Below are 22,317 nucleotides of genomic sequence, written 5' to 3'. Positions count from 1 at the left end.
CTTAACTGTCGCTCTGCACGGATGGTGGTTCCGTTTTCGTGCGCGTTGACAGCACTCGCGCCGGGTTCCCTGCGACGGTGGTTCCCGCTGCCACATCCCGTGTGACCACGGCATTTGCGCCGATTCTTGCGTCATCGCCAACCTGCAACGGGCCGATCAGCTTGGCGCCGGTGCCGATATCCACATGCCCCCCCAGAACCACGGATCCGGCCAGTGTCACTTGATGAAAGATCATGCAATTCACCCCGATCACTGCATCCGGGTGGATCACGATCCCCTGCGGATGGGTCAGCCGCAGACCGCCCCCGATCTGCGTCTGCAGATGGATTTCGCATTGCGTGATCGTCGACCAGAATATGTGATTGAGCACCCAGTATTTCGACATTAGGCGCGCAACAACGCCCGCCTGCGCACGGCAAGCCTGATAGCGACGGATCGCGCGCAACAATTTCTGCCCCGGATCCCAAAATTTTCGCACGGCTTCGCGCGACCAGTCAGGCACCTGAGCCGAAATCTGCGCCTGTTCGCTCACGGGTGCACCCTTTTGGTGGGCGCCCGTGGATCGGAGCGCCTGTTGTCAGGCCATGATGCAGATTTTAGCGATAGTGAACAGAAGGCAATCTCTCCTCGCTGGCGGGTTTCCGCGCGGACTGTCAAACGATACGGCGGCAATAGCCGCGCATCCCGCATCCTGTTGACCACACAGCAACATTGGCCATGTGACACATTGTTTCATGCAATTGGTTCGCTTGACAGGCGATACTCCGTTAACCTTAAAGAGAGATGGTGGGGGCCACGAAAACAAATTTGGACGTGGTATGCGAGTGACCTTTGAAAGACCGTCGGCCGGAATGGGCCAAGCATGACATTACGCGCGCCTTCATTACCCCCCGAGTCGCACCCCGCTGCCGCGCAATCCCACACTTCGCTGCCCTATCGGCCCGAGATCGACGGACTTCGCGCCATCGCGGTCCTTTCGGTGGTGCTGTATCATTTTGGCGTGCCTGTGCTGGGCGGCGGCTTTGTCGGGGTCGACATCTTCTTTGTAATCTCGGGCTTTCTGATCGGCGGCATCCTGTGGCGCGAACAGGACGAGACCGGCAAACTGAATCTGCGACGGTTCTATGTCCGGCGGTTCCGGCGTCTCGCGCCTGCGTTTTTTGCCATGGCGCTGGTGACGACGCTGCTGGGTTGGGCGCTGTTGCTGCCGTTCGAGTTTCGCGAATATGGCAAGACGCTGATCGCGGCGGTGGTCTATTTGTCGAACGTGTTTTTCTATCGCGGTGCCGGATATTTTGACGGTGCGTCCGAGGAAAAGCCGCTGCTGCACACCTGGTCCCTGTCGGTTGAGGAACAGTTTTACCTGTTCCTGCCTCTGGTCCTGCTACTGCTCGCGCGCTGGCCGACACTGCGACTGCCCGCATTGATCACCGTCTTTGCGGCCTCGCTTTTGGCCTGCGTTCTCATGACCCCCAGCGCCCCCGAGGCGACCTTTTACCTCTTTCCGTTTCGCGCCTGGGAGATGGGCGCAGGCGTGCTGCTGGCAATTTGGGGCTACGAGAGCGACCGCGACTGGACCGGCCATCCCGCCCTTGCCTGGCTGGGACTGGCGTTGGTCATCGTGTCGATTGTTGCGATCCGGCCCGGAGCAGGGTTTCCGGGTGTCCAAGCAGTGCCTCCGGTGTTGGGCACGGTGCTGCTGCTGGCCAACGGGCGCGGCAACAGCACCGTGAATCGCGTCCTGCGGTCGCGCCTGCCGGTGACCATCGGCCTGATTTCCTATTCACTGTATCTGTGGCACTGGCCCGTGCTGGTGCTGGCCATCTACCTGCGCGGCGACGTGGTGCAAGGGTCAGAGGCTGCGATCTGGCTGGCACTGGCGGTCGGGCTGGCATGGGCCTCTTGGCGCTGGATCGAACAGCCGGTACGCCGCGCCGCCGCCTTTCCTGATCTGCGGGTTCTGGGGGCTGTCGCCTGCGGATCGGTCGTGCTGCTGGCGATAGGTGCGGGGATCTACAAAGGTGAGGGCCTGCCCGGTCGTTTTGGACCCCTAGCGAGAGTGCAGATCGCGGCAACGCAGGATTTTCTTCAGGATTGGAGCCGCTGCACAATCCCCGACACTGGCCCGCTCATGGGGCTTGAGGTTTGCCCGATCGGCCCCGAAGGCCCGCCGCAGGTGCTGGTCTGGGGTGACAGCCATGTGCGCGCCTTCAAAGAGGGGCTCGACCTTGCGGCGCACGAGGCGGGGACCCCCGCAATCATCCTGTGGCGGGCGGGCTGTCCGCCACTCTTTGGCCTGCGCAAGGTCGAAGCGACGGCCACCCTGGCACAGGATTCCGCTTGCACGCTGGCCAACCTTCAGATCAAGCAAAGCTTTGGCCGCATGCCTGAAACGCGCCGCATCCTGCTGATCGGGCGCTGGACTTATTATGCCAGCGGCACGGGTATCGGACGGGACGCCGACAACAACATCGCCATGTACCCGTCCGAGGGGCCGGTGGACACGGGCAAGCCGCAGAACATCCTTATGGCCAAGTCCGTGAGGCGTACAATCGACGTCCTTAGCCAACATTTCGACAGGATCAGTGTGTTGCGTCAGGTACCCGAAATTCCTGAATATGACAGCCGCGCCGCAGCACGCGAAGCGGCGCTGGCCAGCTGGCCACTGACCCGAACCGCCCAAACCCAAGATCACGTGAGCGAAGCCACCTTGAGTGATCGAATAGATCCCGCCGAGGCACCGTTCCGCGCACTTGAGGTGCAGGGAAAGATTGACGTCATCGACCCCTGGCCAGAGCTGTGCCAAGACGGGACCTGCACCGCAGTTCACGATGGGGTTGGCTATTATTTTGACAACAACCATGTGACCAACAGCGCGGCGCTGGCCCTGCGGGATCTGTTTGCGCCAGTCTTTACTCCGGGCGCACCATGATACAATTCGGACAACAAACCGACGCACAGACGTTATCCCAAGAGGTCTGGGATGTGATTGTGATCGGCACAGGCATCGGCGGCGGCACCATTGGCCGCGCGCTGGCCGAGGCCGGGCAGCGCGTGTTGTTTCTGGAAAAGGGTCCGCGCGGTCACCGGGCCGAAGCGCATGGCCTGAACGATGCGGTGTTTCTTCCCGAGGCGCGCACCGTGCGCGGCTACTGGCCCGATAAACTGCATGCCCTGTTGAATGGGCGCGCGTCGGATTTTTATGCACCGCTGGGTGCCGGCGTTGGTGGGTCATCGGTGTTCTATGCCGCAACGCTGGAACGGCCCGAGCGGCACGATCTGGACCATTCCGACACGCGACCACATCCCACCGGCGGCTGGCCCGTTGGCTTTGATGCCATGTTGCCGTGGTATGCGCAGGCTGCACGGATGTACCGCCTTTCGGGCAGTCCCGATCCGCTGTCGTCAGAGCCCGAAATGCCGCTGCGTGCGCCCGCCCCCCTGTCGTCCGGCGATGCCGCGCTGAAATCGGCGTTTGAAGGCAGTGGCCTGCACCCCTATCACCTGCATGCCGCGATCCAGCACCTGCCCGGATGCGCATCCTGCATGGGGCGCAAATGCCCGCGCCCCTGCAAGATGGATGGGCGGTCTGCCGGAGTTGAACCCGCGCTGGCGACCGGTCAGGCACAACTGCTCGACCGTTGTGATGTGACGCGGCTGATCGGCGTCGGCCGTGAAATCGCAGCGGTCGAGGCACATCGAGACGGCGAAACACTGACCTTCCGCGCGAACCGCTATGTGCTGGCGGGGGGCGCATTGGGCTCGCCTCGGCTGATGCTTGCCTCGGCCAATGACTCGTGGCCGCAGGGGGCGGGCAATGGCAGCGGGCTGGTCGGACGCAACCTGATGTTCCACATGAACGAGATGCTGGCCATCTGGCCGCCGCGCGGAGCCCCCGACAGCGGCCCGTCCAAGGCCCTGTCGCTGCGCGACCTCTATCACCGCGACGGGCAGCGTTTCGGCACCGTGCAGGCCATGGGCATCGACGCGGCATACGGCGAAATCGTGTTTTACCTGAATAATATGCTGGAACGCTCAGGCCTGCGATCCTTACGATTCCTGCGCCCGCTGACGCGGATTCCCGCAGCCCTCGCCGCCCGATTGTTTGGCCGTGCCAAAATCTTTGTCGGCTTGCTCGAAGATCTGCCATATCCTGAAAACCGCGTCCTCCTTGACCCCGGGGATCACAATCGGCTGGCCATTGACTACACCTTTCACCCGGAACTGCTGCAACGCCGCCGTGCATTTCGTCGCGCGATCCGTGCTGCGTTCCGGGGTCAGCGCAAGGCGTTTCTGGGACTCACTCCCGAGTTGAACTTTGGCCATCCCTGCGGGACATTACGGTTCGGGCTGACTCCGGAAAACTCGGTCTTGACACCCGAATGCCGCAGCCACGAGATTGACAACCTCTATGTGGTCGATGCTTCCTTTATGCCGACATCAATGGGGGTGAACCCCAGCCTGACGATTGCCGCCAATGCGCTACGCGTCGCGGCGCACATGACAAGTGAGAGTGTGACATGACCCGACTGACCCCCGTGGATGGCATCGCCGTGGTCACAGGGGCCGGGTCAGGTCTGGGCCGTGCGCTGGCGCTGGAACTGGCTGGACAGGGGTTAACCGTCGTCGGCTTTGGCCGCCGCCTAGCGGCGCTTGAGGAAACGCAGGTCAAGGCAGGCGGCAGATTCCACAGCCGCGCCCTGGATGTGAGTGCGCCGGACGCAGTGGCGCAAAGCTTTGCCGCGATCGAAGCCGAACTTGGCCCGGTAGCGCTGTTGATCAACTGCGCCGCAGTGTATCCCCACCGCGATTTTCTGGACGAAACACCGCAAAGCTTTATGGCCAGCGTGGGCGTCAATCTGGGCGGGATGGTCAACTGTACCCATGCGGCGTTGCAGGGGATGGTGGCGCGCGGGCGCGGGCGGATCGTCAATGTGGCGACCTTTGCCGATATCGCCCCCCTGCCGACCGCTTCAGCCTATGCCGTATCCAAAGGCGCGGCGCGGGTGTTCACGCGGGCGCTGGTCGCGGATCTGGGTGATCGGTTTCCCGGCATCGTCATCGGCGACTGGATGCCCGGAATGCTGCGCACAGAGATGGGGATCCCCGACGGGATTGACCCAAAGATCGCGGCGCATTGGGGGGCCGAACTGGCCCTCCGGCTGGACCCGGATCTGAACGGCGCGGTTTTTGAACAGGCGATCGAACTGTTGCCGCCGCGCGGCATCAAGGCGCGGGTGCGGGATCGACTGCTGATGCGAAAGGTGGCGCAGCCAAGACGGCTCGACTAGGCCGCGCCCAAGTTCAGCCTGTTGGCCGAAACACTTAAGTTACAGGATGACTTCGGGGCGACGAACCGGGCGCAGTGCCCGCCGGGCGGTCTGTTCTGCGGCGAACCGCTGCGACACAGCCTGTAGCATCTGCCCCGGCAAGATCGCCATGCACCGAGCATAGCGCGGAGCCAACCGTGCCGGATTGCTAACCATGCGCCAGGCCCATTCCAACGCCAGGGTACGAACCCACTGCGGCGCCCGTTCCTGGGCACCCGAGTAAAAGTCCAGACCCGCGCCAATGCTGGCAAAACCGATCTCGGGTGCATGGATGCGACCCATCGCGGCAAAGACCTCTTGTTTGGGCGCGCCGAGCGCGACAAAGCACAGACCGGCACCCGAGCGATTGAGTTGCTCAAAAATCTCCAGCGCCTCTTCGCCCTTGGGATCGAAACCAAACGCGGGGGCGATGCAGCGCACCACACGCAGGCCCGGCACGTTCTGTTCCATGTGGCGAACAGCACTGTTCAGCGTATCGTCCGTGCTGCCGACCAGCGCCACGGTCACGCCCTCTTCTGCCGCGATGCTGGCCAAAGGCAGGATCGCGTCGGAGCCGGGGATCAGATCAACCGGCTGCCCGGCCAGACGCGACATCCAAACGATGGGGTTGCCATCAGCCACAACTAGATCCTGCGCCGCATAGGCCGCACTGAAATCCGAGGCCGCGGACAGCTTGACCAAATGATCAAGATTCAGCGTCGCAAGGGCGAATCCCTGTCGCGCTTTCAATCGCGATCCAACAACCCTGCGAAGTTCATCCCATGACGGGACGTTGATGCGCACATTTTGCTGACCGACTGAGAACCGCATGACCCTGATCCATCCTGTGTTGAGCCATTGTTTAACCACATTTGGGCGCTCGGCGCAGGGAAATTGTGGCAAAAGGTGTTCACATTAAGGCAAGCCGCAACAATCCCGCCTCAATTCGGGAAATTACGGCAAAACTGTGAACAGCCGCCAAATTTCTGACATGGTGAACTGGTTAAGACCGTAAAAATGGGCGCGAAAAGCGAATCACGAGCAGCACGGATATGATGATTTTCCCCAGCCCCGCCGCTGAGTTTCCGCGCCCGATGACCACCTGGTGGCAGACGCGATGAGCAATGGCAGCCTATCGATCATTGGCTGCGGCTTTGTCGCGGATCTGTACATGCGTTCTCTGGCCGCGCACCCGGAATTGCAGGTCGTGCAAGTCTGGGATCACGACGCCGAGCGACTAAAGGTGTTCTGCGACCATTGGAAGATCGCGGCGGCGCCGAGCCTGAACGCCTTGCTCGATGCGCATCCCAAGGATGGCGTCGTGCTGAATCTGACCAATCCGCGCGCACACTTCGAAATCAACAAGGCCGCGCTTGAGGTCTGCTGTCATGTATACTGTGAAAAGCCTCTGGCGCTGACCCTGAAACAGGCCAAAGCGCTGCATTCACTGGCCGATGAAAAAGGGCTGATGCTGGCCTCTGCCCCGTGCAGCGCATTGGGTGAGGCGGCGCAGACGCTGGGCCACGCCCTGCGTAATGGCATGGTCGGTCGCCCCCGCGTCATCTATGCCGAGCTGGACGATGGCTATATCGCCCAGGCCGCTTATGAAAAGTGGCTGAGCGAGACCGGTGCGCCCTGGCCCTATGAGGATGAGTTTCAGGTTGGCTGCACGTTGGAACACGCGGGCTACTACCTGACCTGGCTGATGGCGTGGTTCGGACCTGTGCGGCGGGTGGTCGCGGCCTCGGCTGAATGCATCGACGAAAAACAAGGGCGCGGTCCGATGGCGCCGGATCTGTCGGTCGCAACGTTGTTTTTTGCCGATGGCCCGGTGGTGCGACTGACCTGTTCGATCATCGCCCCACATGACCACGGCATTCGCATTGTCGGTGACAAGGGCGTGCTGTGGTGCAAAGCCGCGTGGGACAATAGCGCCAAGGTCCGCTTTGCCCGCCGCCTGCGCATTCGGCGTCGGTTGCTGGAACATCCGCTGCCCCGGCGTGTCCGCCTGCCCGGCCCGACCCATCCCAAGGTCGGACGCTGGGGGGCCGCTGCGATGAATTTCATGCTTGGCCCCGCAGAGATGGTCGAGGCATTGGCACAGGGTCGTCCCCCACGACTGTCCAATGACCTCGCTTTGCATCTGACCGAAGTAACGCTGGCGATCCAGAATGCGGGCGACGACACCGGCGCGCAGCAAATGACCACCACCTGCAAGGCGATGGAGCCGATGCCATGGGCGAAATAACGCGCGTTCTCATCACCGGTGCCGCCGGATTTATTGGCCGCAGCACAGTGACCGAGGCGCGCGAGGCCGGGCTGGCAGTTGTCGCCTTGGTGCGTCGCGCCGCGCCACAAGACTGGGCCGCAGATCCAGGGATCGAGGTGCTGCGCTGTGATCTGGCAGATCCTGATGGTGTTGCCACGCTGCGCACCGCCCTATCCGGCGTCGATACGGTGATCCACGCTGCCGCGCATCTGGGGGGCGACGCGGATGCCCATGCCGTGGATACCCTGACCGGCACCCGCACCATATTGGATGCAATGACCGGATCGGACGCAAGGCGGCTGGTCCTGGTCAGTTCGATCGCGGTCTACGACACGATGACCCTAAGACCCGGCGCCATTCTGACCGAAGCCTGTCCGCTGGAACCCGAAAACGCCGCCCGCGATCCCTACGTCGCGGGCAAGCTGGCCCAAGAGCGTCTGTGCCGCGAGGCCGCCGCGCGGGATGGTTTCGGTCTATGGCTGATGCGACCGGGGGCGGTGTTTGGCCCCGACCGGCTGTGGAATGCGCATCTGGGGGTTGGGCTCGGGCCTGTCCTGCTGCGTGTGGGGGACACGGGCGAGGTGCCTTTGTGCCACATCAGACGCTGCGGCTGGGCACTGGTCAAGGCGGCGATGACCGATCCCGGCGGCATCAGGGCGTTGAATGTTCTCGACGACGATCTGCCCGACCGGGATCGCTTTCTGACAGCGATGCGGCGTTCGGGCTGGCCGCGTTTTGTGGTGCCGCTGCACTGGAAACTCCTGAACAGCATCGCAAGAGCCTTGCGGCGACGGTCGGCCCATCTGCCCGGCCTGTTGCGCGAACCCGTGCTGCGGGCCCGCATTATGCCACTCCGCTATTGCAACCGGGCGATGCGCAAGGCACTCGGCGGGCGACAGGCCCGCACCTTTGAGGTGCTGATGGCCGCATCCATCGCCGGGGGCAGCCGATGACACGACCCAAACTCGCCTATCTGACCGGTGAATACCCGCGCGCGTCGGACACCTTTATCCAGCGCGAGGTTGCGTCCCTGCGCGGGCTCGGACACGAAGTTCTGACCTGCTCGATCCGTCGCACCGGGGCCGAACATCTGGTCGGGCCGGAACAGCGCGCCGAACAGGCGGGAACTTTTCATGTACTTGAGGCACTGAAGGACTGGAAACGCGCCTTTCGCGCCCATGGTCGCTGGATGCGCGATCCGGCGCGGTATCTGCGGGCGCTGGCGCTGGCCTGGCGCACTGCCCCCAAGGGGCTGCGAGGTCGGGTCTATCAAATGATCTACTTCGCCGAAGCCGGTGTACTGGCGGCGGAACTGGCGGACCGCGGGATCGAACATATTCACAACCATATCGCCAAGGCATCCTGCACCGTGGCAATGCTGGCCGGGGCGCTGTCCGGCATCCGCTATTCGTTTACAATCCACGGGCCGGATATCTTTTTTGAGCCGCATCACTGGCGGATCGACGAAAAGGCCGCCCGCGCTGCCTTTGTCGCCTGCATCAGTGACTTCGCCCGCTCGCAACTGATGTGCTTTGCCGCGCCCGAACATTGGGGCCGACTGGCAGTGGTGCATTGTGGCATCAACCCCGACCGCTACAGCGGCGGCACGCGCGACGGCACGCGGCTGCTGTTTGTCGGTCGCTTGGCCGGGGTCAAAGGTGTGCCAGTTCTGCTGGACGCGCTGGTCGGCCTGCGCCACACCCACCCGAACCTGCGGCTGACACTGATCGGCGACGGCCCGGAACGCGCCGCACTTGAAGCACGCGCGCGGGTGCTCGGCGTTGCGGAATGCGTTGATTTTGTTGGCTACAAGTCGCAGGCCGAGGTGGCGCAGGCGCTGCGCGACACCGATGTGTTTGTTCTGCCCAGCTTTGCCGAAGGTGTACCCGTCGTGCTAATGGAAGCGATGGCCGCCAGTCTGCCGGTGGTCACCACCCGCATCGCCGGCATCCCTGAACTGGTGCGCGACGGCGAAAGCGGCGTTCTGGTGCCCCCCGGCGATACGCAGGCACTGCGTACCGCCCTGAGCCGCGTCCTCGACAACCCTGATCTGCGCCGCCGGATGGGGCGGGTCGGGCGCGCCACTGTCGCAAGCGCCTACAACATCGGGATCGAGGCGGCCTGGTTGTCGGAACTGTTCCAAGCCAGCGCCGAGGGCCGCACCCTGCCTGGCAAACGCCCCGGAGGCACCCCGTGATCCAACCATCCACGCCCGTCGATGCCGTTCTGATCGGCCGCAACGAAGGCGCGCGACTGGTCGCAGCCTTGGATGCGGTGCGCGGGCAGGTGCGGCGTGTGATTTATGTCGATTCCGGTTCAGACGATGGCAGCGTCGCGGCCGCCAGTCGCGCCGGGGCCGAGGTGGTGATGCTCGATCTGTCGGTGCCGTTCACGGCCGCGCGGGCGCGCAATGCGGGGTTTGCCGCGCTCGACGCCACCGGATCCAAGCCGGCCTATGTACAGTTCATCGACGGTGACTGCGCCCTTGTCGCCGGTTGGATCGACCAGGCCCGCGCCCATCTTGACCGCACCCCTCGCGTCGGCATGGTCACCGGCTGGCGCAGCGAGATCCACCGCAACGCCAGCCTTTATAATCAGCTCTGCGATTTCGAATGGCGCCGCCCCGCCGGAGAAATTCTGGCCTGTGGCGGTGACATGCTGGTCCGGTCCGAGGCATTCCGCGCCATCGGCGGCTACAACCCCTCGGTGATCGCGGCCGAGGATGATGAATTTTGCACCCGTTTGCGCAAAGGTGGCTGGGTCCTCGAACGTCTGCCGTGCGAGATGACCCGCCATGACGCTGCGATGACCCGCTTTGGTCAGTGGTGGCAACGCGCGGTGCGCTCGGGTCACGGCTTTGCCCAGGTCGGATATTTGCACCCCGAATATTTCCTGCGCGAACGACGACGTGTGCTGCTTTATGCGCTGGCCCTGCCTTTGGTGGCGATACTGACGTCGTTCTATACTTGGTGGCTGCCGATTCTGGTACTGGCGCTTTACGTGCTTAGCTACCTGCGCACCGTGCAGGGCCTGACCCGCGAAGGTTTGCCCATATCCGAGGCAGTACGCCACGGGATCCTGCTAAGCCTGTCGAAATTTCCGAATCTGATCGGTATGGCGCGGTTTCACTTGCGCCGCCTGCGCCGCGCACCAATGCATATTATCGAGTACAAATAAAAGGGTACCCCATGTCCAGTGATCCAATCCGCGTTGGCCTGATCGGGGCCGGATACATCGCCACCTGGCATGCCGACGCGCTGCGCGCCACTGACGGTGCGACGCTGGCTGCGGTTTGCGATGTGTCAATTGGCGCTGCACGCGGGTTGGCCGAAGCATATGGCGCGCAGGCCTTCGCATCAGTCGAGGATTTGATCGCCTCTGGGACCTGCGACGCGGTTCACATCCTGACCCCCCCGCATCTGCATCAGCCGCTTGCCCTGCAATGCCTCTCGGGCGGATTACATGTGCTGGTGGAAAAACCCGTCGCAGAAAGCGCTGCCCAAACGCACGAGATCGAAGCCGCCGCGCAGACCGCAGGCAAGCGTTTTCACGCAGGGCACAACTTTCTCGGGATTCCGTCCTATCAGCGCCTCAAGAACCTGATGACCAGCGGCGCGCTTGGCCGGGTCTCGACCGCCGACATCACTTGGTGTTTCCCGCTGTCTCCACTGCGGTCCGGGCCGTTCGGCCTGTGGCTGCTGCGCGAGCCAAAGAACCTGCTGCTAGAGCTGGGTCCGCACCTGATGGCGTTTGCTGTCGATCTGTTTGGTACCCCCGAGATCCTCCATGCGGAACTGTCCAAACCCGTCGCCCTGCCCGGCGATGACATGCGCCCACAAGGCTGGCACATTCTGGCCAAGGTCGGAGATGTCGATTTGACCTTCACCATCTCGCTGGTCGAAACGATGGATGACCGGTCGGTGACACTGCGTGGATCAACAGCGCGCGCCCGGCTCGACTATGCCTCGGACACGTTGATTGTTGAGCGCGAGAATGCCTCGGATCTGGTGGTGAATCCGCTGCGGCGGCAACTGGACCTCAGCTGGCAACACCTGCGCGAAGGCGGCCGCAATGCCGCCGTTCAACTCGCCTCGCTGAATGCCAAATCCCCCTATGGCCTCAGCTTTCTGGGCATGGATGCGGACATTTACGGCCCTTTGCGTGATGATAGCCCCCCCGATGCGCGATTTTCTGGCGCCTCGGCCGTGACCGTGATGCAGGCGCTTGACGACGCGCTGGCGCGGCTGCCCGCCGATCAGCTGGCCGTCGCCGCGCCCGCCATTCAGACCCGGCAGCCCAAGCCTACGGCGATGGTTATAGGCGGCACCGGCTTTATCGGTCGGGCGCTGACACGGCGGCTGGTGGCAGATGGGCATGACGTTCGCGTCCTGAGCCGTGGCCGTCACGGCCCCTTTCCTGACCTGCCGGATCGGGTCGAAACCGTTGGCGTTTCGCTACACGACCGCGCCGGGCTAGAGCAGGCGATGCAGGGCATCGACGTGGTCTTTAACCTTGCAAAATCCATGGACAAATCCTGGGAGGATTGCCTGAAGAACGACGTCGGCACTGCCATAAATGTGGCCGAGGCCGTGCTGGCCGCCAATGTCCGCCGACTGATCTATACCGGCACCATCGCCAGCTACGATATGTCCAACCCCAACACCAGGATCACCGAGGACACCGGTTTCGCCGCGAATATGAGTGACCGCAACCTTTATGCCCGCTCCAAAGCGGAATGCGAGGCGCAGCTGATGCAGATGCACCGCGACCGGGGCCTGCCGCTGGTCATCGCCCGCCCCGGCATCGTCGTCGGTGCGGGCGGACCGCTGCAACATTGGGGCATCGGTCGCTGGCACGGGGCTGGCGCGGTGCGGATCTGGGGCCATGGCCGCAACATCCTGCCGTTTGTGCTGATCGACGATGTGACCGATGGCCTTGTACGGATGATGGACAACGACGCCGCCCTAGGTCAGAGCTTTAATCTTGTGGGGGAACCGATGTTCTCGGGCCGCGACTATTTCGATGCGATCCACACGGCGCTCGGTGCGCGACTCCGGGTGAGTTCCGGCAATCTCTATGCGTTTTACGCTTCGGATGCGGTGAAACACCTGCTCAAGAAATATGCACTGCGCCGCCCCGGCCTGATCCGGCCCAGCCTTGCCGACTGGAAAAGCCGGGCGCATTTTTCACCGTTCGTCAACGACCGTCCCAAGGCGGTCCTTGGATGGGCCCCTGAACCTATGCGCGAGAGATTTGTCGCAAACGCGATCCGCGATGCAAATCTCATGGGCTTCTGAATGCACGTTCGCGCAACAATCCCCGCCATTCCGACTTATTCCCGCCTAAATCATCTGGTGTAAGAGGTCTAAGCAGGAACATATTTCCACACGGTCGGGATTTCCCCCGGATCGGCACGACAGGACAGGCACCTCGGATGACGATAGTATCTGCACAAATTTGGGGCATGACTCTGCACGGCGCGACCCGACCGGTGCAGGAGCAGGCTGCGGAGACATGAGTATGGCCGAACGGCGCAAGTTCCACCGCAGGCACGGCCCGACGCAGGATGCGACCGGCACCCAGCCAGCCGAAGATCTGGCCCCGATCAGCCCGCTCGAAACCCGGGCCGAGCGGCAAGCCCGCCGTACAGCAGAACGAATCCGTGCGAACGCAGCCCAGAGCATTGTCGAAGAGCAGACGCAGCGTAGAGCAGACGCGCAGGCCAAAGCTCAGGCCCCCCGCGCCGCTGCTGCCGCTCAGGCTGTCCTTCGCGCCGAAGAAACGCAGGCTTCCGAGCGGCTAAAACGCGAAGCCACTGAGCGGGCCGAAGCAGAGCGCGTCACGCGCGACGAAGCAGTTCGTGTCAAAGCGGAGCGGCTCAAGCAACTTGCCTCGGAACGGCGCGCGCACATGGTGGCAGAGGCCAGCAGGAAGCGGGTCGAAGTGGCGCCGCCAGATCCCGGCGCCCCCCAAAGCGGCACTTTGATCCGCCCGCATGATCCTGCCCCAGTCCCAGTCGACACCTGGGCGCGAATGCGCGAATTCCCCATCAACGAGCAGTTGCTTGAACGCAACCGGATTGTGACCGCGCACCGGGACGATCCTGCGCATGCCTCATTTGACGTGTTGCGCACGCGGCTGTTGCAGGCCCTGGCCCAAAATGGCTGGAAACGCGTCGCCATCACCTCACCGACCAAGGATTGCGGCAAGACATTCACCGCAGCAAACCTCGCCATCAGCCTGTCACGGCAGGAAAATTGCCGCACTCTGCTGCTCGACATGGATTTGCGCAATCCCAGCATGCACAAGATATTTGGCGTCAAGTCGCCTGGCAGCATCGGGGCTCTTTTGCGGGCCGAGACCAACGCAGCTGCGCATCTGCAACGGCCCGCCAGAAACACAATTCACGCTGGTCGAAGCATCGCCTTTGCTTTTAACGATACTGCCGAACCCTATGCCTCGGAATTATTGCAAGACCCGCAAAGCACACAGGCCCTGCACGACCTCGAAACGCAACTGGCCCCAGATGTCGTTCTGTTCGATCTGCCGCCAGCGCTGTACTACGATGACGTTATCGCCTTTCGGCCACAGTATGACGGGGTACTGTTGGTGGTTGGCGGCGGTATGACCACGCAGGACGAAATCAAAGAAGTCGAGCGCCGTCTTGGCAAAGATACGCCACTGCTGGGCGTTGTCCTGAACAAGGCCGAGGGTGCGAACCCACGCAAATACAGCTACTGACGACCGGCCTGTGCCTCTGAAAACGTCCCGCACTTGCGAAAGCCAGAGGCCATTGGAAGCGCTGATCAATGCGAGCATCGCATCCGCGGCCGTCAGATCTGCGGCACCCGCGGCAGGAACCGATCTAGCCCAAGAGCCGGAAGTTTGTTTGCGGCAAAACGGATCACCGCAATGATGCCCGCAATCAATGCCAAAACCACGCCCACGAGTCCAAGCCCCCGGCGGCGACGGTCCGCGCGGGTAGAAATATGCGGGATCGACACCACAGGCTGAATGCCCAGCATCCGTTCCATCTGTGCGGCATTGCGGATCGCAGGGTTCATCAGCTCAAAAACAAAGGCCACTCCCAACGCCACAATCACACTGGCTACGGCGCCCATGATGGCAGTCTTCTTGCGGCTTCGCGACACCGGATACTCGGGCACGAGCGCGGTTTCCAGAATCTCGAATCTGTCGGACTGTTGACGGTCCTCCAGCATCTGGCCCATCTCAGCTTCGGCCTTGCGACGGGTGATCACTGAATATTTTTCCTGCAACCGGGACAGTTCCCGCTCCAGGCCATTCAGCGCCCTCTCAACCTCGGGTGCGCTGCGGATCGTCGCCTCGATCGCTTCGATGCGGCGCGACACCAGAGATTTCTGTTCTTCGAGAAGACCGATCTGGCGGGCCTGCACCTCTTCGCGCTGCCGATCTGCGGTTGACCGCAGCGTCACGATTTCCTGATCCAGCAGCATTTCATTGTCGCGCAATGTGCGGATCTGATCACGCAGCGCAGCGGTTCCTGCGGGCAAATTGTCTGCATTGTCGCGCTTGAAGGTGGCAATCTTCTCTTCCATCGCCGCGATCTCTTCCTCGGCACGAGCGGATTCCTCGGCAAAGAATGAAAACGTATCGCGGGCACGGGACAGACTGCGTTCGCGCGACTGTTCGATCACCGAATACATCAGCTCATTGGCAAGATCCGCAGCCATCTGCGGATCATCCAGCGTCACGCTGATCCGCAGACCCGAAGGGGTGACGCCAGGCTGCCAGCTTTGCGCCGAATTCACGATCTCTTCGATCCGGGCCGCTTCGCGCATCATGAACACACGTTCGTTCAACGACTGCGACGAATCCCCCACAAAAAGATTGTGCTTTTCCATGATCGCCATGAGGTTGTCGCGCGACATCAGGCGCTGTTCGATCAGACGCACACGATGCGCGGCATCATCAGCCTGAGCCCCGGCCCCCGCAAGGCTGTCAGGCACCCGCGCATCCTCGATCTGGACAACGGCGGTGGTTTCATACAGCCGGGTCTGGTCCACCGCAAACCGCAAGGACAAGACGCAGCCAATCGCCACAATCACAAGAATCAGAAAAGCGCGGCGGCGCAGCGCGGCGAACACCTCGGCAACGGACTGGAACTGGTTCATCTTACAAATGCTCCCGCAAAGGGCCCCCAATGCGATCAGAGAGCGAAGAAGCCAGCGCGCCCGAGTGTCAGTCGTTATGCGCCGCGGATCTGCCGCCTTGATGACACAATCTAGCGCGACCGACACAGTTCCGCCACATCTAAGCCAGCAAAGGCCGGAAACAGATCATTTCCAGAACCGTGATTGCGGCCACAATTTCGCCTTATTTGACCGCATTTTCGGTAGATTTCAACGCAAACGACAGATCAGAGCGCGTCATGCAGCACCGGAAGCGTCACAAGCGACAGGATCAGCCCGAATCCAGTCCATTGACGCAAGGCTAGGCGGTCGCCACGGATAAAGGGCGGTACCGGTTTATCGAATCGCAAATGTGGCGCGCCACGGGAATTGTGGCCATAGGTCAGCATTTTGAAATCAAACAGCGTATTGCTAAGCGCATATTGCGCTTTGTAGGCCGCCTCTTTGGCGCAAAAGATCCGACGCGCGGCGATCAATGGCGCATCGGGCAGACATTGCAATTCACTCAGCGAACAGACTTGCGTCACCGTCTCGGGCGGCAGCGGTGTCAGTGGTTCCAGGTCGATTCCGACACTTCGCGCGTCTCGATTTCGGGCGACGACCGCGACGCAGGCGGTATCCGTATGGGTAATGCTGCCGATGATGCCCGCAGGCCAAACCGGGGTGCGATCCTCGGCCATGGGGACGGCGATATCGACCAGATCAAAGGCTGACAGTGCAGAACGAGCGGCCACGCGCCCAGCCGAAAACTCCTTGCGGCGGGCGACAATGGCGCGGGCGATCGCGGCTTCCTCGACCGGGAAGAGAGGCGATTGCGGGTCACGCGGATCGCTGACCGCAACCGACAGCCACGAAGGTAAATCGGCGCGGGCGACGTCCAGCAGCCGTTTCAGATCTTGCACCATAGTCGCTACTCAGGCCGAACGGCGGGCACGCATGGCGCGCCGACGGGCCATGGCATCATTGCGCGCGGATGCCCGATCATTGACCGGAGTGGGCGATGCTCCGACGACACGTGCCCCGATGGCGGCGGCAGGCACCTCAGGCGCTGCAGTCAAAGCTGTACCTTTGTCGGCGGCCTGCGTCGGCTGGATCAGTGCGGCGACCCGTCCGGCCAGGCCAGACAGCGTCGGAAAGCGGAATATATCGGTGATCGACAGCTTGCGCGCGCCGATCTCATCGCGGATCAGGCGGTGGGTCTGCACCGCCAACAGCGAATGTCCGCCAAGGTCAAAGAAATTATCCCGCCCGGTGATCGCCGATGTGCCCAGCACCCGGCTCCAGATTTCGGCAATCTGCACCTCGATCGCGGCATCGCTGTGGGCTGCGCCATTTGCTATCGGCGCGCTCAGTCGCGGCACCCGCTTTGGCACCACAATGGCGGTAGGTGCAGGCAACGCACCGCGATCCACTTTTTTGTTCGGTGTCAGCGGGAATGCATCCAGCCGAAGTATCCGCGACGGCAACATGTAATCGGGCAGGCTGCCCCCCATCGCGGCTTTCAAAGCGGTCTCGTCCACCGTCGCATCCGAAGTCACATAGGCCACCAGCCGAACATCCCCCGGCTGATCCTCGCGCGCGGCAACAACCGCCTGGCGGATGCCAGGTTGCGCTTCAATCACGGCCTCGATCTCGCCCAGTTCAATGCGGAAACCGCGCAGCTTGACCTGATGATCGACCCGACCGACAAAGTCGATCTTGCCATCGGCGCGGCGGCGGACCAGATCGCCGGTGCGATACATCCGCCCCGGATGAAACGGGTTCGCCACAAAGCGTTCCGCTGTCAGATCGGCCCGGTTCCAATAGCCCCGCGTGACGCCTTCGCCACCGATCCACAATTCACCCGGCACGCCCAGCGGCACCGGCTGCTGGGCGTCATCCAGGACGTATAACTGCGTATTGGCAATCGGCAGGCCGATGTTGACCACACCATCGGTGGCATGCGCCACCTCGGTCGCGGACCAGATCGTGGTTTCGGTCGGGCCATACATGTTGGTGAGGCTGGCGTTTGTCATTTGTGCAAATTCCGCGACCAGCGCACCCGGCAAAGGTTCGCCGCCCAGCATGATATGCTGCACGCGGGACAAGGCAAAACGCGCCTCGTCATTCATCGCGATCATCCGCGCCATCGACGGGGTGCATTGCAGATGCGTCACATCATGTCGCACAATCTGCGCCGCGATCGAAAAATCATCCGCCGCCAGTTCGGTCGACAGATTGGTACGCCGCAGAACCTCGGCCAGCGGCTTTAGCCCTTCCAGCACTGTATCCGTGTCGATGCCATAGTCGATCAGGCAGGCAATTTCTGTCACGCCGATCTTTTTCAATTCTTCAGTCCGCGCCACGGCGTCATCAATGGTCCCGAACAAGCCGGAATCGTTAAAATACCGCTCAAACGCGAATTCCAGAATTCCATCCATCTCTTCGTCCGAGAGCGATCCAAGGTCGAGTTCAAACGGATTTTTCACGCCTTCAGGCTTTTTGAACGCCGGAAACGCCCAGGCGTATTGCTTGATCAGACCAGCAGCCGAACGCAGGTAATCCTTCATCGGTTCGCGGGCGGTTTCGCGCGCCTCGTCCAGAGTTCCGGCGATATAGCTGTGCAACATCAGCGTCACCTTGAACTGCGCCGGGTCATGCCCGGCCTCGCGCAGAGCCGCATGATACAGCGTGATCTTGCCTGCAACCTCATCAACCGTCTGACCCAGCAGATGCGTCAGCACATTGCAGCCCAGCCGCCCCGCCTCTTTCCATGTCTCGGGATTGCCCGCCGTGGTAACCCAGACCGGCAATTCTTTCGACACCGGGCGGGGTTGCGTGATCACCTCGTGCAAGGTTCCGTCCTGTTTTGGAAACGCGACCGCCTCTCCTCGCCAGAGTTTGCGCACGGTTTCGATGCTGTCGATCATCGCCGCCTTGTTGTTGGGCGGCGTGTTTTCGGGACGCAGGACAAAATCGTCGGGCTGCCAGCCAGAGGCGATGGCCATGCCCGCGCGCCCCCCTGTCAGGTTGTCGATGACGGCCCATTCCTCGGCAATCCTTGCGGGATGGTGCAGCGGCGCGACACAACTGCCGCCCCGAACGCCGATGTTCTGCGTCACTGCGGCAACAGCCGCTCCCGTCACCGACGGGTTCGGATAGGGCCCGCCAAAGGCGTGGAAATGCCGCTCGGGCGTCCAGACTGCGCAAAAGCCGTGCTGATCAGCAAATTTTGCGCCCTCCAGCAATAGGCGATATTTGTCGCGCCCGGCACCATCGTCATTACCCCAGTAATAGACCGAAAACTCCATCCCGCCTGACGTCGCCATTGGCCCGTTCGAAATCAGACCCCGATCCTCGTCCGAGGTCAGCACCACCTTGAACCCACGCGCGGTGGCGTAGAACAGTTCCAGCACCGAAATGTCAAACGACAGGCTTGTCACGGCCAACCAGGTGCCAGCCGGATCGTGGTTCAGGCGCTGATCCATGCCGACGTAGAAATTGGCGACGTTGCGGTGTTCGACCATGACTCCCTTGGGCGTGCCGGTCGATCCGCTGGTGTAGATCAGATAGGCCAGATCCTGTGGCCCGCTGGTGTCGGGCAGGTTCGTGTCCGCGGCGGAAACAAGGCGCGGATCGCTGTCCAACACCAGCAGCTCAGCCGCATGCGGCGGCAGGTCGGCAACCAGCCCCGCCTGTGTGACAATCACCGGCGCGGCGCTGTCACTGATGAAATGCGCCAGACGGCTGGCAGGATAGGCAGGGTCGAGCGGCAGATAGGCGCCCCCGGCCTTGAGGATCGCCAGCGCCCCCACCATCAGATCGACCGAACGGCGCGTACACAGCCCCACCACTTTGCCCGGCCCCACGCCCATGTCGCGCAGCACATGCGCGGCGCGGTTGGCACGGGCGTTCAGCGCGGCGTAGCTAAGCGTCGTCGCCTCAAACACCAACGCGGGGGCGTCCGGGGTGCGAGCGACCTGCGCCTCAAAGGCGCGATGCATGGTCTGGTTGCGGTCGTGATCCGTGGCAGTGGCGTTCCAGTGGTCGAGCATCAGGCTACGCTCGTCCGGTGGCATCAGCAGTAGGTCCGCCAACGGCGTCCCGGCGGGCTGCGTCGCGATGTGGAGCAGCCGTGCGGCGATCACCTGCGCCAAAACTTCAGGGAGCCGGACACTGTCGTAATGCAACTCTCGCGCCGCGACATCCATGGTCAGCGCGGTACCAGAAATCATACCGACACCGTCAGACAGACCGATCTGCGGCGTCCCGATAGCCCTAAGTGCGGGGTCGCGCAGCAGCAAATCGGCGGCAAACCCCGTGTGAGACCGCAAACGCTCCTGAGTTGCTGCGGCGCTATCGACAAGCGCCCCAAGGCTCTTGTCCGTTTCCGCCACAAACGGCACCCAGGGACAGACGTTCCCACCTTCGGCCAGCTTTTGCAGATCGCGGTGGGCATAGGCGACGCCGACGGTTCCCTCGCCCAACTGAGCGGCCAACGCCAACAAGTGGCCCGCACCAGCGCCGTCCAACGGCAGCGACTTGATCGCGCCCTGTCCCACGCCGATGGACGGAATCTCTGTTGCGGAAAATTTGGCGAGCTCGCCGCGCCAGAACGCATCAGACGCCGCCAGATCCGCTTCCAGCTCGGGCATGGTCAGAACTTCGCCGACCGCCACAACATCCTTGGGTCGGATCGTCGCCCCGGTTCCGTCGCGCAATCCCGACAGCGAAAGCGCCCCGATATCAAACGCCACAGTCATCTGATCGTCATCAGCCGACAGCACCGCGCCCGGCGCGCCCGCAGCCGCCACGTTCACAGCTTTGCCGATATGCAGCACAGCCCCCCGCGCCACGACCTTGGCGGTGCACAGCGGATTCCAGTAGCCGCCGTGATCCAGCGCCCGGACCAACCGCTCCGCCTGCGCGGCAGGACCGCCGAAATCCAGACCGCCGTTCAGTGCCGGCCGATCCGCACGCGCGTGATAGCTGCGGTGACTCAAATCCTGCGCCGAACGTTTGGGCGCACCGCTCGCCAGTGCCACGATCAGATCATCGAAGCTGTCGATCGCAGCGGCAAAGCATTTGGTATTCAGCGTCAACGCGGTATCCGTGTCGGAAACGTCGAACAGGCGCTGAACCAGGATATCCCCCTCGTCCACGCCACCCTCGATCATGTGCCAGGTTATGCCGTGACGCGCTTCACCCTCAATCAGCGCCCAGACCGGCGCGTTCAGACCGGCGTGACGCGGTAATGGACCGTCGTGAAAGTTCACGGCACCTCGCACCGGCAACGCAAGCACGTCGCGCGGGACCATGTCGAGGTTCGCAATGCTCAGCAGCCAGTCCACGGGCTGCCCGTCCAGCGCGGTGCCCAGCCGTGCGGCCAGTTCGCGTCCGGGCGCCACCACCGGCAGACCGCGCGCAGCAGCCCAGTCCGCAATCACACCGGACCGTGTGATCACCGCGCGCAGCAGACGCCCGGCCGCCAACAGTTTTTCACTGCATTGTATCAACAGAGATTCGTTGCCCATCACAACGCAGGAAAACTTGGTCATCTTGGTTGCTCCGCTCGTGCCTTAGCTGCGATCCGAACCGGCGTGGCGCGAACCGCCAGTCGCTTTTCCGGCGGCGCGCCCGTCAGCGCCTTGAAATCGTGTAACAGAAGATCGCGCAAAAACTGTGGCGGATCTGCGGAAGGTTTGGACTGGACCAACCGTCGCAACCGCCACAGCAGCCCGCCGGTGGCGTGGGCCAGCGTCGCCAAAGCTGCATAGAAGCGTCCGTGGTTGTGCGAAAAATAATACCAGCGGCTGTCGAACCAATAGGTCGGCATCCGCGCCCAGGTTTTCATTCCGGTGGAAACAGACCCGATATGCGTGACCTCTGAACCACGGACATAATGCGTCTCATGTCCGGCACGCGCCGCCCGCAGACACAGATCGGTTTCCTCGAAATAAAGAAAAAACTCTTCGTCAAACAGGCCAATCTCGTCCAGCACATCCATCCGCATCAACATCGACGCCCCGGCAAGCCAGTCAACACGCACCGTCACACTTGGCACGCCAATCGGGACGGCACGGTAGCGCAGCAGCCGGCTGATCGGCCCAAAGCGCGCCGACCCTTCGAGTTCGGACAGGATCGACGGGAACCGAAACGCAGTGATGTGGGCGTCGCCCTCGGGTCCATGGATATAGCTGCCCGCGAACCCGGCATCGGGATGCGTTTGCAGATGCGTCAGCAGACAACGGATCGACCCGGGGTCAGGAAAGGCGTCCGAGTTCAGGATATAGACATAGTCGGGCCGCGATCCATCAGCCAGCCCGGCACGGATGCCGAAATTATTGCCCGCCCCAAATCCGCCGTTCACCGGGGATGCCACCACGCGCACCGGAACATCACGCCCCCAAGATGCGCGAGCGATACCGGCCGTCAGCTTTTCGAACGACCCGTCGCCCGACGCGTTGTCGACCACCACCACCTCGGCCCTCAAATCGACGAGCTCGCGCACCGCCGCTTCGACCGCCCGCAGGGTCATATCAGGCGTGCGGTAATTCAAAACCACCGTCAACAGACGCGGCTGCTGCAT

General features: G+C 62.6%; 15 protein-coding genes. 9 read left to right on the top strand and 6 right to left on the bottom strand.

What is annotated here, in order from left to right; genetic code table 11:
• Position 1: 1 nt before the first annotated feature.
• Positions 2-532, bottom strand: a complete 531-nt coding sequence (locus tag IMCC21224_RS02400; protein ID WP_047993991.1) for a serine acetyltransferase — start codon at positions 530-532, stop codon at positions 2-4.
• Between the two features lie 330 nt (positions 533-862).
• Between IMCC21224_RS02400 and IMCC21224_RS02395 the strand changes: the two genes are divergently transcribed.
• The 3 genes from IMCC21224_RS02395 to IMCC21224_RS02385 are packed head-to-tail and all read left to right on the top strand — an operon-like array spanning position 863 to position 5,291.
• Positions 863-2,932, top strand: coding sequence for an acyltransferase family protein (locus IMCC21224_RS02395; protein ID WP_047993990.1), 2,070 nt, complete (start codon positions 863-865; stop codon positions 2,930-2,932).
• Positions 2,929-4,524 (top strand): GMC oxidoreductase, encoded by a 1,596-nt coding sequence (locus IMCC21224_RS02390; RefSeq protein WP_047993989.1) that lies wholly within the window; start codon positions 2,929-2,931, stop codon positions 4,522-4,524. The genes IMCC21224_RS02395 and IMCC21224_RS02390 overlap by 4 nt, the downstream gene beginning before the upstream one ends.
• Positions 4,521-5,291, top strand: a complete 771-nt coding sequence (locus IMCC21224_RS02385; protein ID WP_047993988.1) for an SDR family oxidoreductase — start codon at positions 4,521-4,523, stop codon at positions 5,289-5,291. The genes IMCC21224_RS02390 and IMCC21224_RS02385 overlap by 4 nt, the downstream gene beginning before the upstream one ends.
• 39 nt (positions 5,292-5,330) lie before the next feature.
• On the opposite strand, the gene IMCC21224_RS02380 is transcribed toward IMCC21224_RS02385, so the two are convergent.
• On the bottom strand, positions 5,331-6,140 hold the full coding sequence (locus IMCC21224_RS02380) for a WecB/TagA/CpsF family glycosyltransferase (RefSeq protein WP_047993987.1): 810 nt from the start codon (positions 6,138-6,140) through the stop codon (positions 5,331-5,333).
• Between the two features lie 286 nt (positions 6,141-6,426).
• Here IMCC21224_RS02380 and IMCC21224_RS02375 point away from each other — a divergent pair, with 286 nt between their 5' ends.
• The 6 genes from IMCC21224_RS02375 to IMCC21224_RS02350 all read left to right on the top strand — a co-directional run bounded on the left by IMCC21224_RS02375 (position 6,427) and on the right by IMCC21224_RS02350 (position 14,319).
• Complete coding sequence (locus tag IMCC21224_RS02375) at positions 6,427-7,557, top strand: Gfo/Idh/MocA family protein (RefSeq protein ID WP_047993986.1); 1,131 nt, start codon at positions 6,427-6,429, stop codon at positions 7,555-7,557.
• The gene (locus IMCC21224_RS02370; protein WP_047993985.1) at positions 7,545-8,531 is read left to right on the top strand and encodes an NAD(P)-dependent oxidoreductase; all 987 of its coding nucleotides are present in this window, start codon (positions 7,545-7,547) and stop codon (positions 8,529-8,531) included. Before IMCC21224_RS02375 ends, IMCC21224_RS02370 begins: the two co-directional genes overlap by 13 nt.
• The gene (locus tag IMCC21224_RS02365; RefSeq protein WP_047993984.1) at positions 8,528-9,775 is read left to right on the top strand and encodes a glycosyltransferase; all 1,248 of its coding nucleotides are present in this window, start codon (positions 8,528-8,530) and stop codon (positions 9,773-9,775) included. Before IMCC21224_RS02370 ends, IMCC21224_RS02365 begins: the two co-directional genes overlap by 4 nt.
• Positions 9,772-10,755: a glycosyltransferase family 2 protein gene (locus IMCC21224_RS02360; protein WP_047993983.1), complete on the top strand. Its 984-nt coding sequence runs from the start codon at positions 9,772-9,774 to the stop codon at positions 10,753-10,755. Before IMCC21224_RS02365 ends, IMCC21224_RS02360 begins: the two co-directional genes overlap by 4 nt.
• Positions 10,756-10,766: 11 nt before the next feature.
• Complete coding sequence (locus IMCC21224_RS02355; protein ID WP_047993982.1) at positions 10,767-12,875, top strand: NAD-dependent epimerase/dehydratase family protein; 2,109 nt, start codon at positions 10,767-10,769, stop codon at positions 12,873-12,875.
• Between the two features lie 217 nt (positions 12,876-13,092).
• Positions 13,093-14,319 (top strand): CpsD/CapB family tyrosine-protein kinase, encoded by a 1,227-nt coding sequence (locus IMCC21224_RS02350; RefSeq protein ID WP_156178081.1) that lies wholly within the window; start codon positions 13,093-13,095, stop codon positions 14,317-14,319.
• A gap of 92 nt (positions 14,320-14,411) precedes the next feature.
• Here the strand turns inward: IMCC21224_RS02350 and IMCC21224_RS02345 are convergent, their stop codons facing one another.
• The 4 genes from IMCC21224_RS02345 to IMCC21224_RS02330 all read right to left on the bottom strand — a co-directional run bounded on the left by IMCC21224_RS02345 (position 14,412) and on the right by IMCC21224_RS02330 (position 22,317).
• Positions 14,412-15,731: a chain-length determining protein gene (locus tag IMCC21224_RS02345; protein ID WP_047993980.1), complete on the bottom strand. Its 1,320-nt coding sequence runs from the start codon at positions 15,729-15,731 to the stop codon at positions 14,412-14,414.
• Between the two features lie 245 nt (positions 15,732-15,976).
• Positions 15,977-16,654, bottom strand: a complete 678-nt coding sequence (locus IMCC21224_RS02340) for a 4'-phosphopantetheinyl transferase (protein WP_047993979.1) — start codon at positions 16,652-16,654, stop codon at positions 15,977-15,979.
• Between the two features lie 9 nt (positions 16,655-16,663).
• Positions 16,664-21,286, bottom strand: coding sequence for a MupA/Atu3671 family FMN-dependent luciferase-like monooxygenase (locus tag IMCC21224_RS02335; RefSeq protein ID WP_047993978.1), 4,623 nt, complete (start codon positions 21,284-21,286; stop codon positions 16,664-16,666).
• On the bottom strand, positions 21,283-22,317 hold the full coding sequence (locus IMCC21224_RS02330) for a glycosyltransferase family 2 protein (protein WP_047993977.1): 1,035 nt from the start codon (positions 22,315-22,317) through the stop codon (positions 21,283-21,285). The genes IMCC21224_RS02335 and IMCC21224_RS02330 overlap by 4 nt, the downstream gene beginning before the upstream one ends.

The organism is Puniceibacterium sp. IMCC21224 (genome assembly GCF_001038505.1).
Taxonomy (GTDB): domain Bacteria; phylum Pseudomonadota; class Alphaproteobacteria; order Rhodobacterales; family Rhodobacteraceae; genus Puniceibacterium.
Note: the sequence above shows the minus strand (reverse complement) of the source record. Positions and strands in the feature narration are given on the sequence as shown.

What these genes read in the sequence shown, in the direction of transcription:
- IMCC21224_RS02395 (WP_047993990.1), top strand. Translation starts at nt 863, where the DNA reads ATGACATTACGCGCGCCTTCATTACCCCCCGAGTCGCACCCCGCTGCC.
- IMCC21224_RS02390 (WP_047993989.1), top strand. Translation starts at nt 2,929, where the DNA reads ATGATACAATTCGGACAACAAACCGACGCACAGACGTTATCCCAAGAG.
- IMCC21224_RS02385 (WP_047993988.1), top strand. Translation starts at nt 4,521, where the DNA reads ATGACCCGACTGACCCCCGTGGATGGCATCGCCGTGGTCACAGGGGCC.
- IMCC21224_RS02380 (WP_047993987.1), bottom strand. Translation starts at nt 6,140, where the DNA reads ATGCGGTTCTCAGTCGGTCAGCAAAATGTGCGCATCAACGTCCCGTCA.
- IMCC21224_RS02375 (WP_047993986.1), top strand. Translation starts at nt 6,427, where the DNA reads ATGAGCAATGGCAGCCTATCGATCATTGGCTGCGGCTTTGTCGCGGAT.
- IMCC21224_RS02370 (WP_047993985.1), top strand. Translation starts at nt 7,545, where the DNA reads ATGGGCGAAATAACGCGCGTTCTCATCACCGGTGCCGCCGGATTTATT.
- IMCC21224_RS02365 (WP_047993984.1), top strand. Translation starts at nt 8,528, where the DNA reads ATGACACGACCCAAACTCGCCTATCTGACCGGTGAATACCCGCGCGCG.
- IMCC21224_RS02355 (WP_047993982.1), top strand. Translation starts at nt 10,767, where the DNA reads ATGTCCAGTGATCCAATCCGCGTTGGCCTGATCGGGGCCGGATACATC.
- IMCC21224_RS02350 (WP_156178081.1), top strand. Translation starts at nt 13,093, where the DNA reads ATGAGTATGGCCGAACGGCGCAAGTTCCACCGCAGGCACGGCCCGACG.
- IMCC21224_RS02345 (WP_047993980.1), bottom strand. Translation starts at nt 15,731, where the DNA reads ATGAACCAGTTCCAGTCCGTTGCCGAGGTGTTCGCCGCGCTGCGCCGC.
- IMCC21224_RS02340 (WP_047993979.1), bottom strand. Translation starts at nt 16,654, where the DNA reads ATGGTGCAAGATCTGAAACGGCTGCTGGACGTCGCCCGCGCCGATTTA.
- IMCC21224_RS02335 (WP_047993978.1), bottom strand. Translation starts at nt 21,286, where the DNA reads ATGACCAAGTTTTCCTGCGTTGTGATGGGCAACGAATCTCTGTTGATA.
- IMCC21224_RS02330 (WP_047993977.1), bottom strand. Translation starts at nt 22,317, where the DNA reads ATGCAGCAGCCGCGTCTGTTGACGGTGGTTTTGAATTACCGCACGCCT.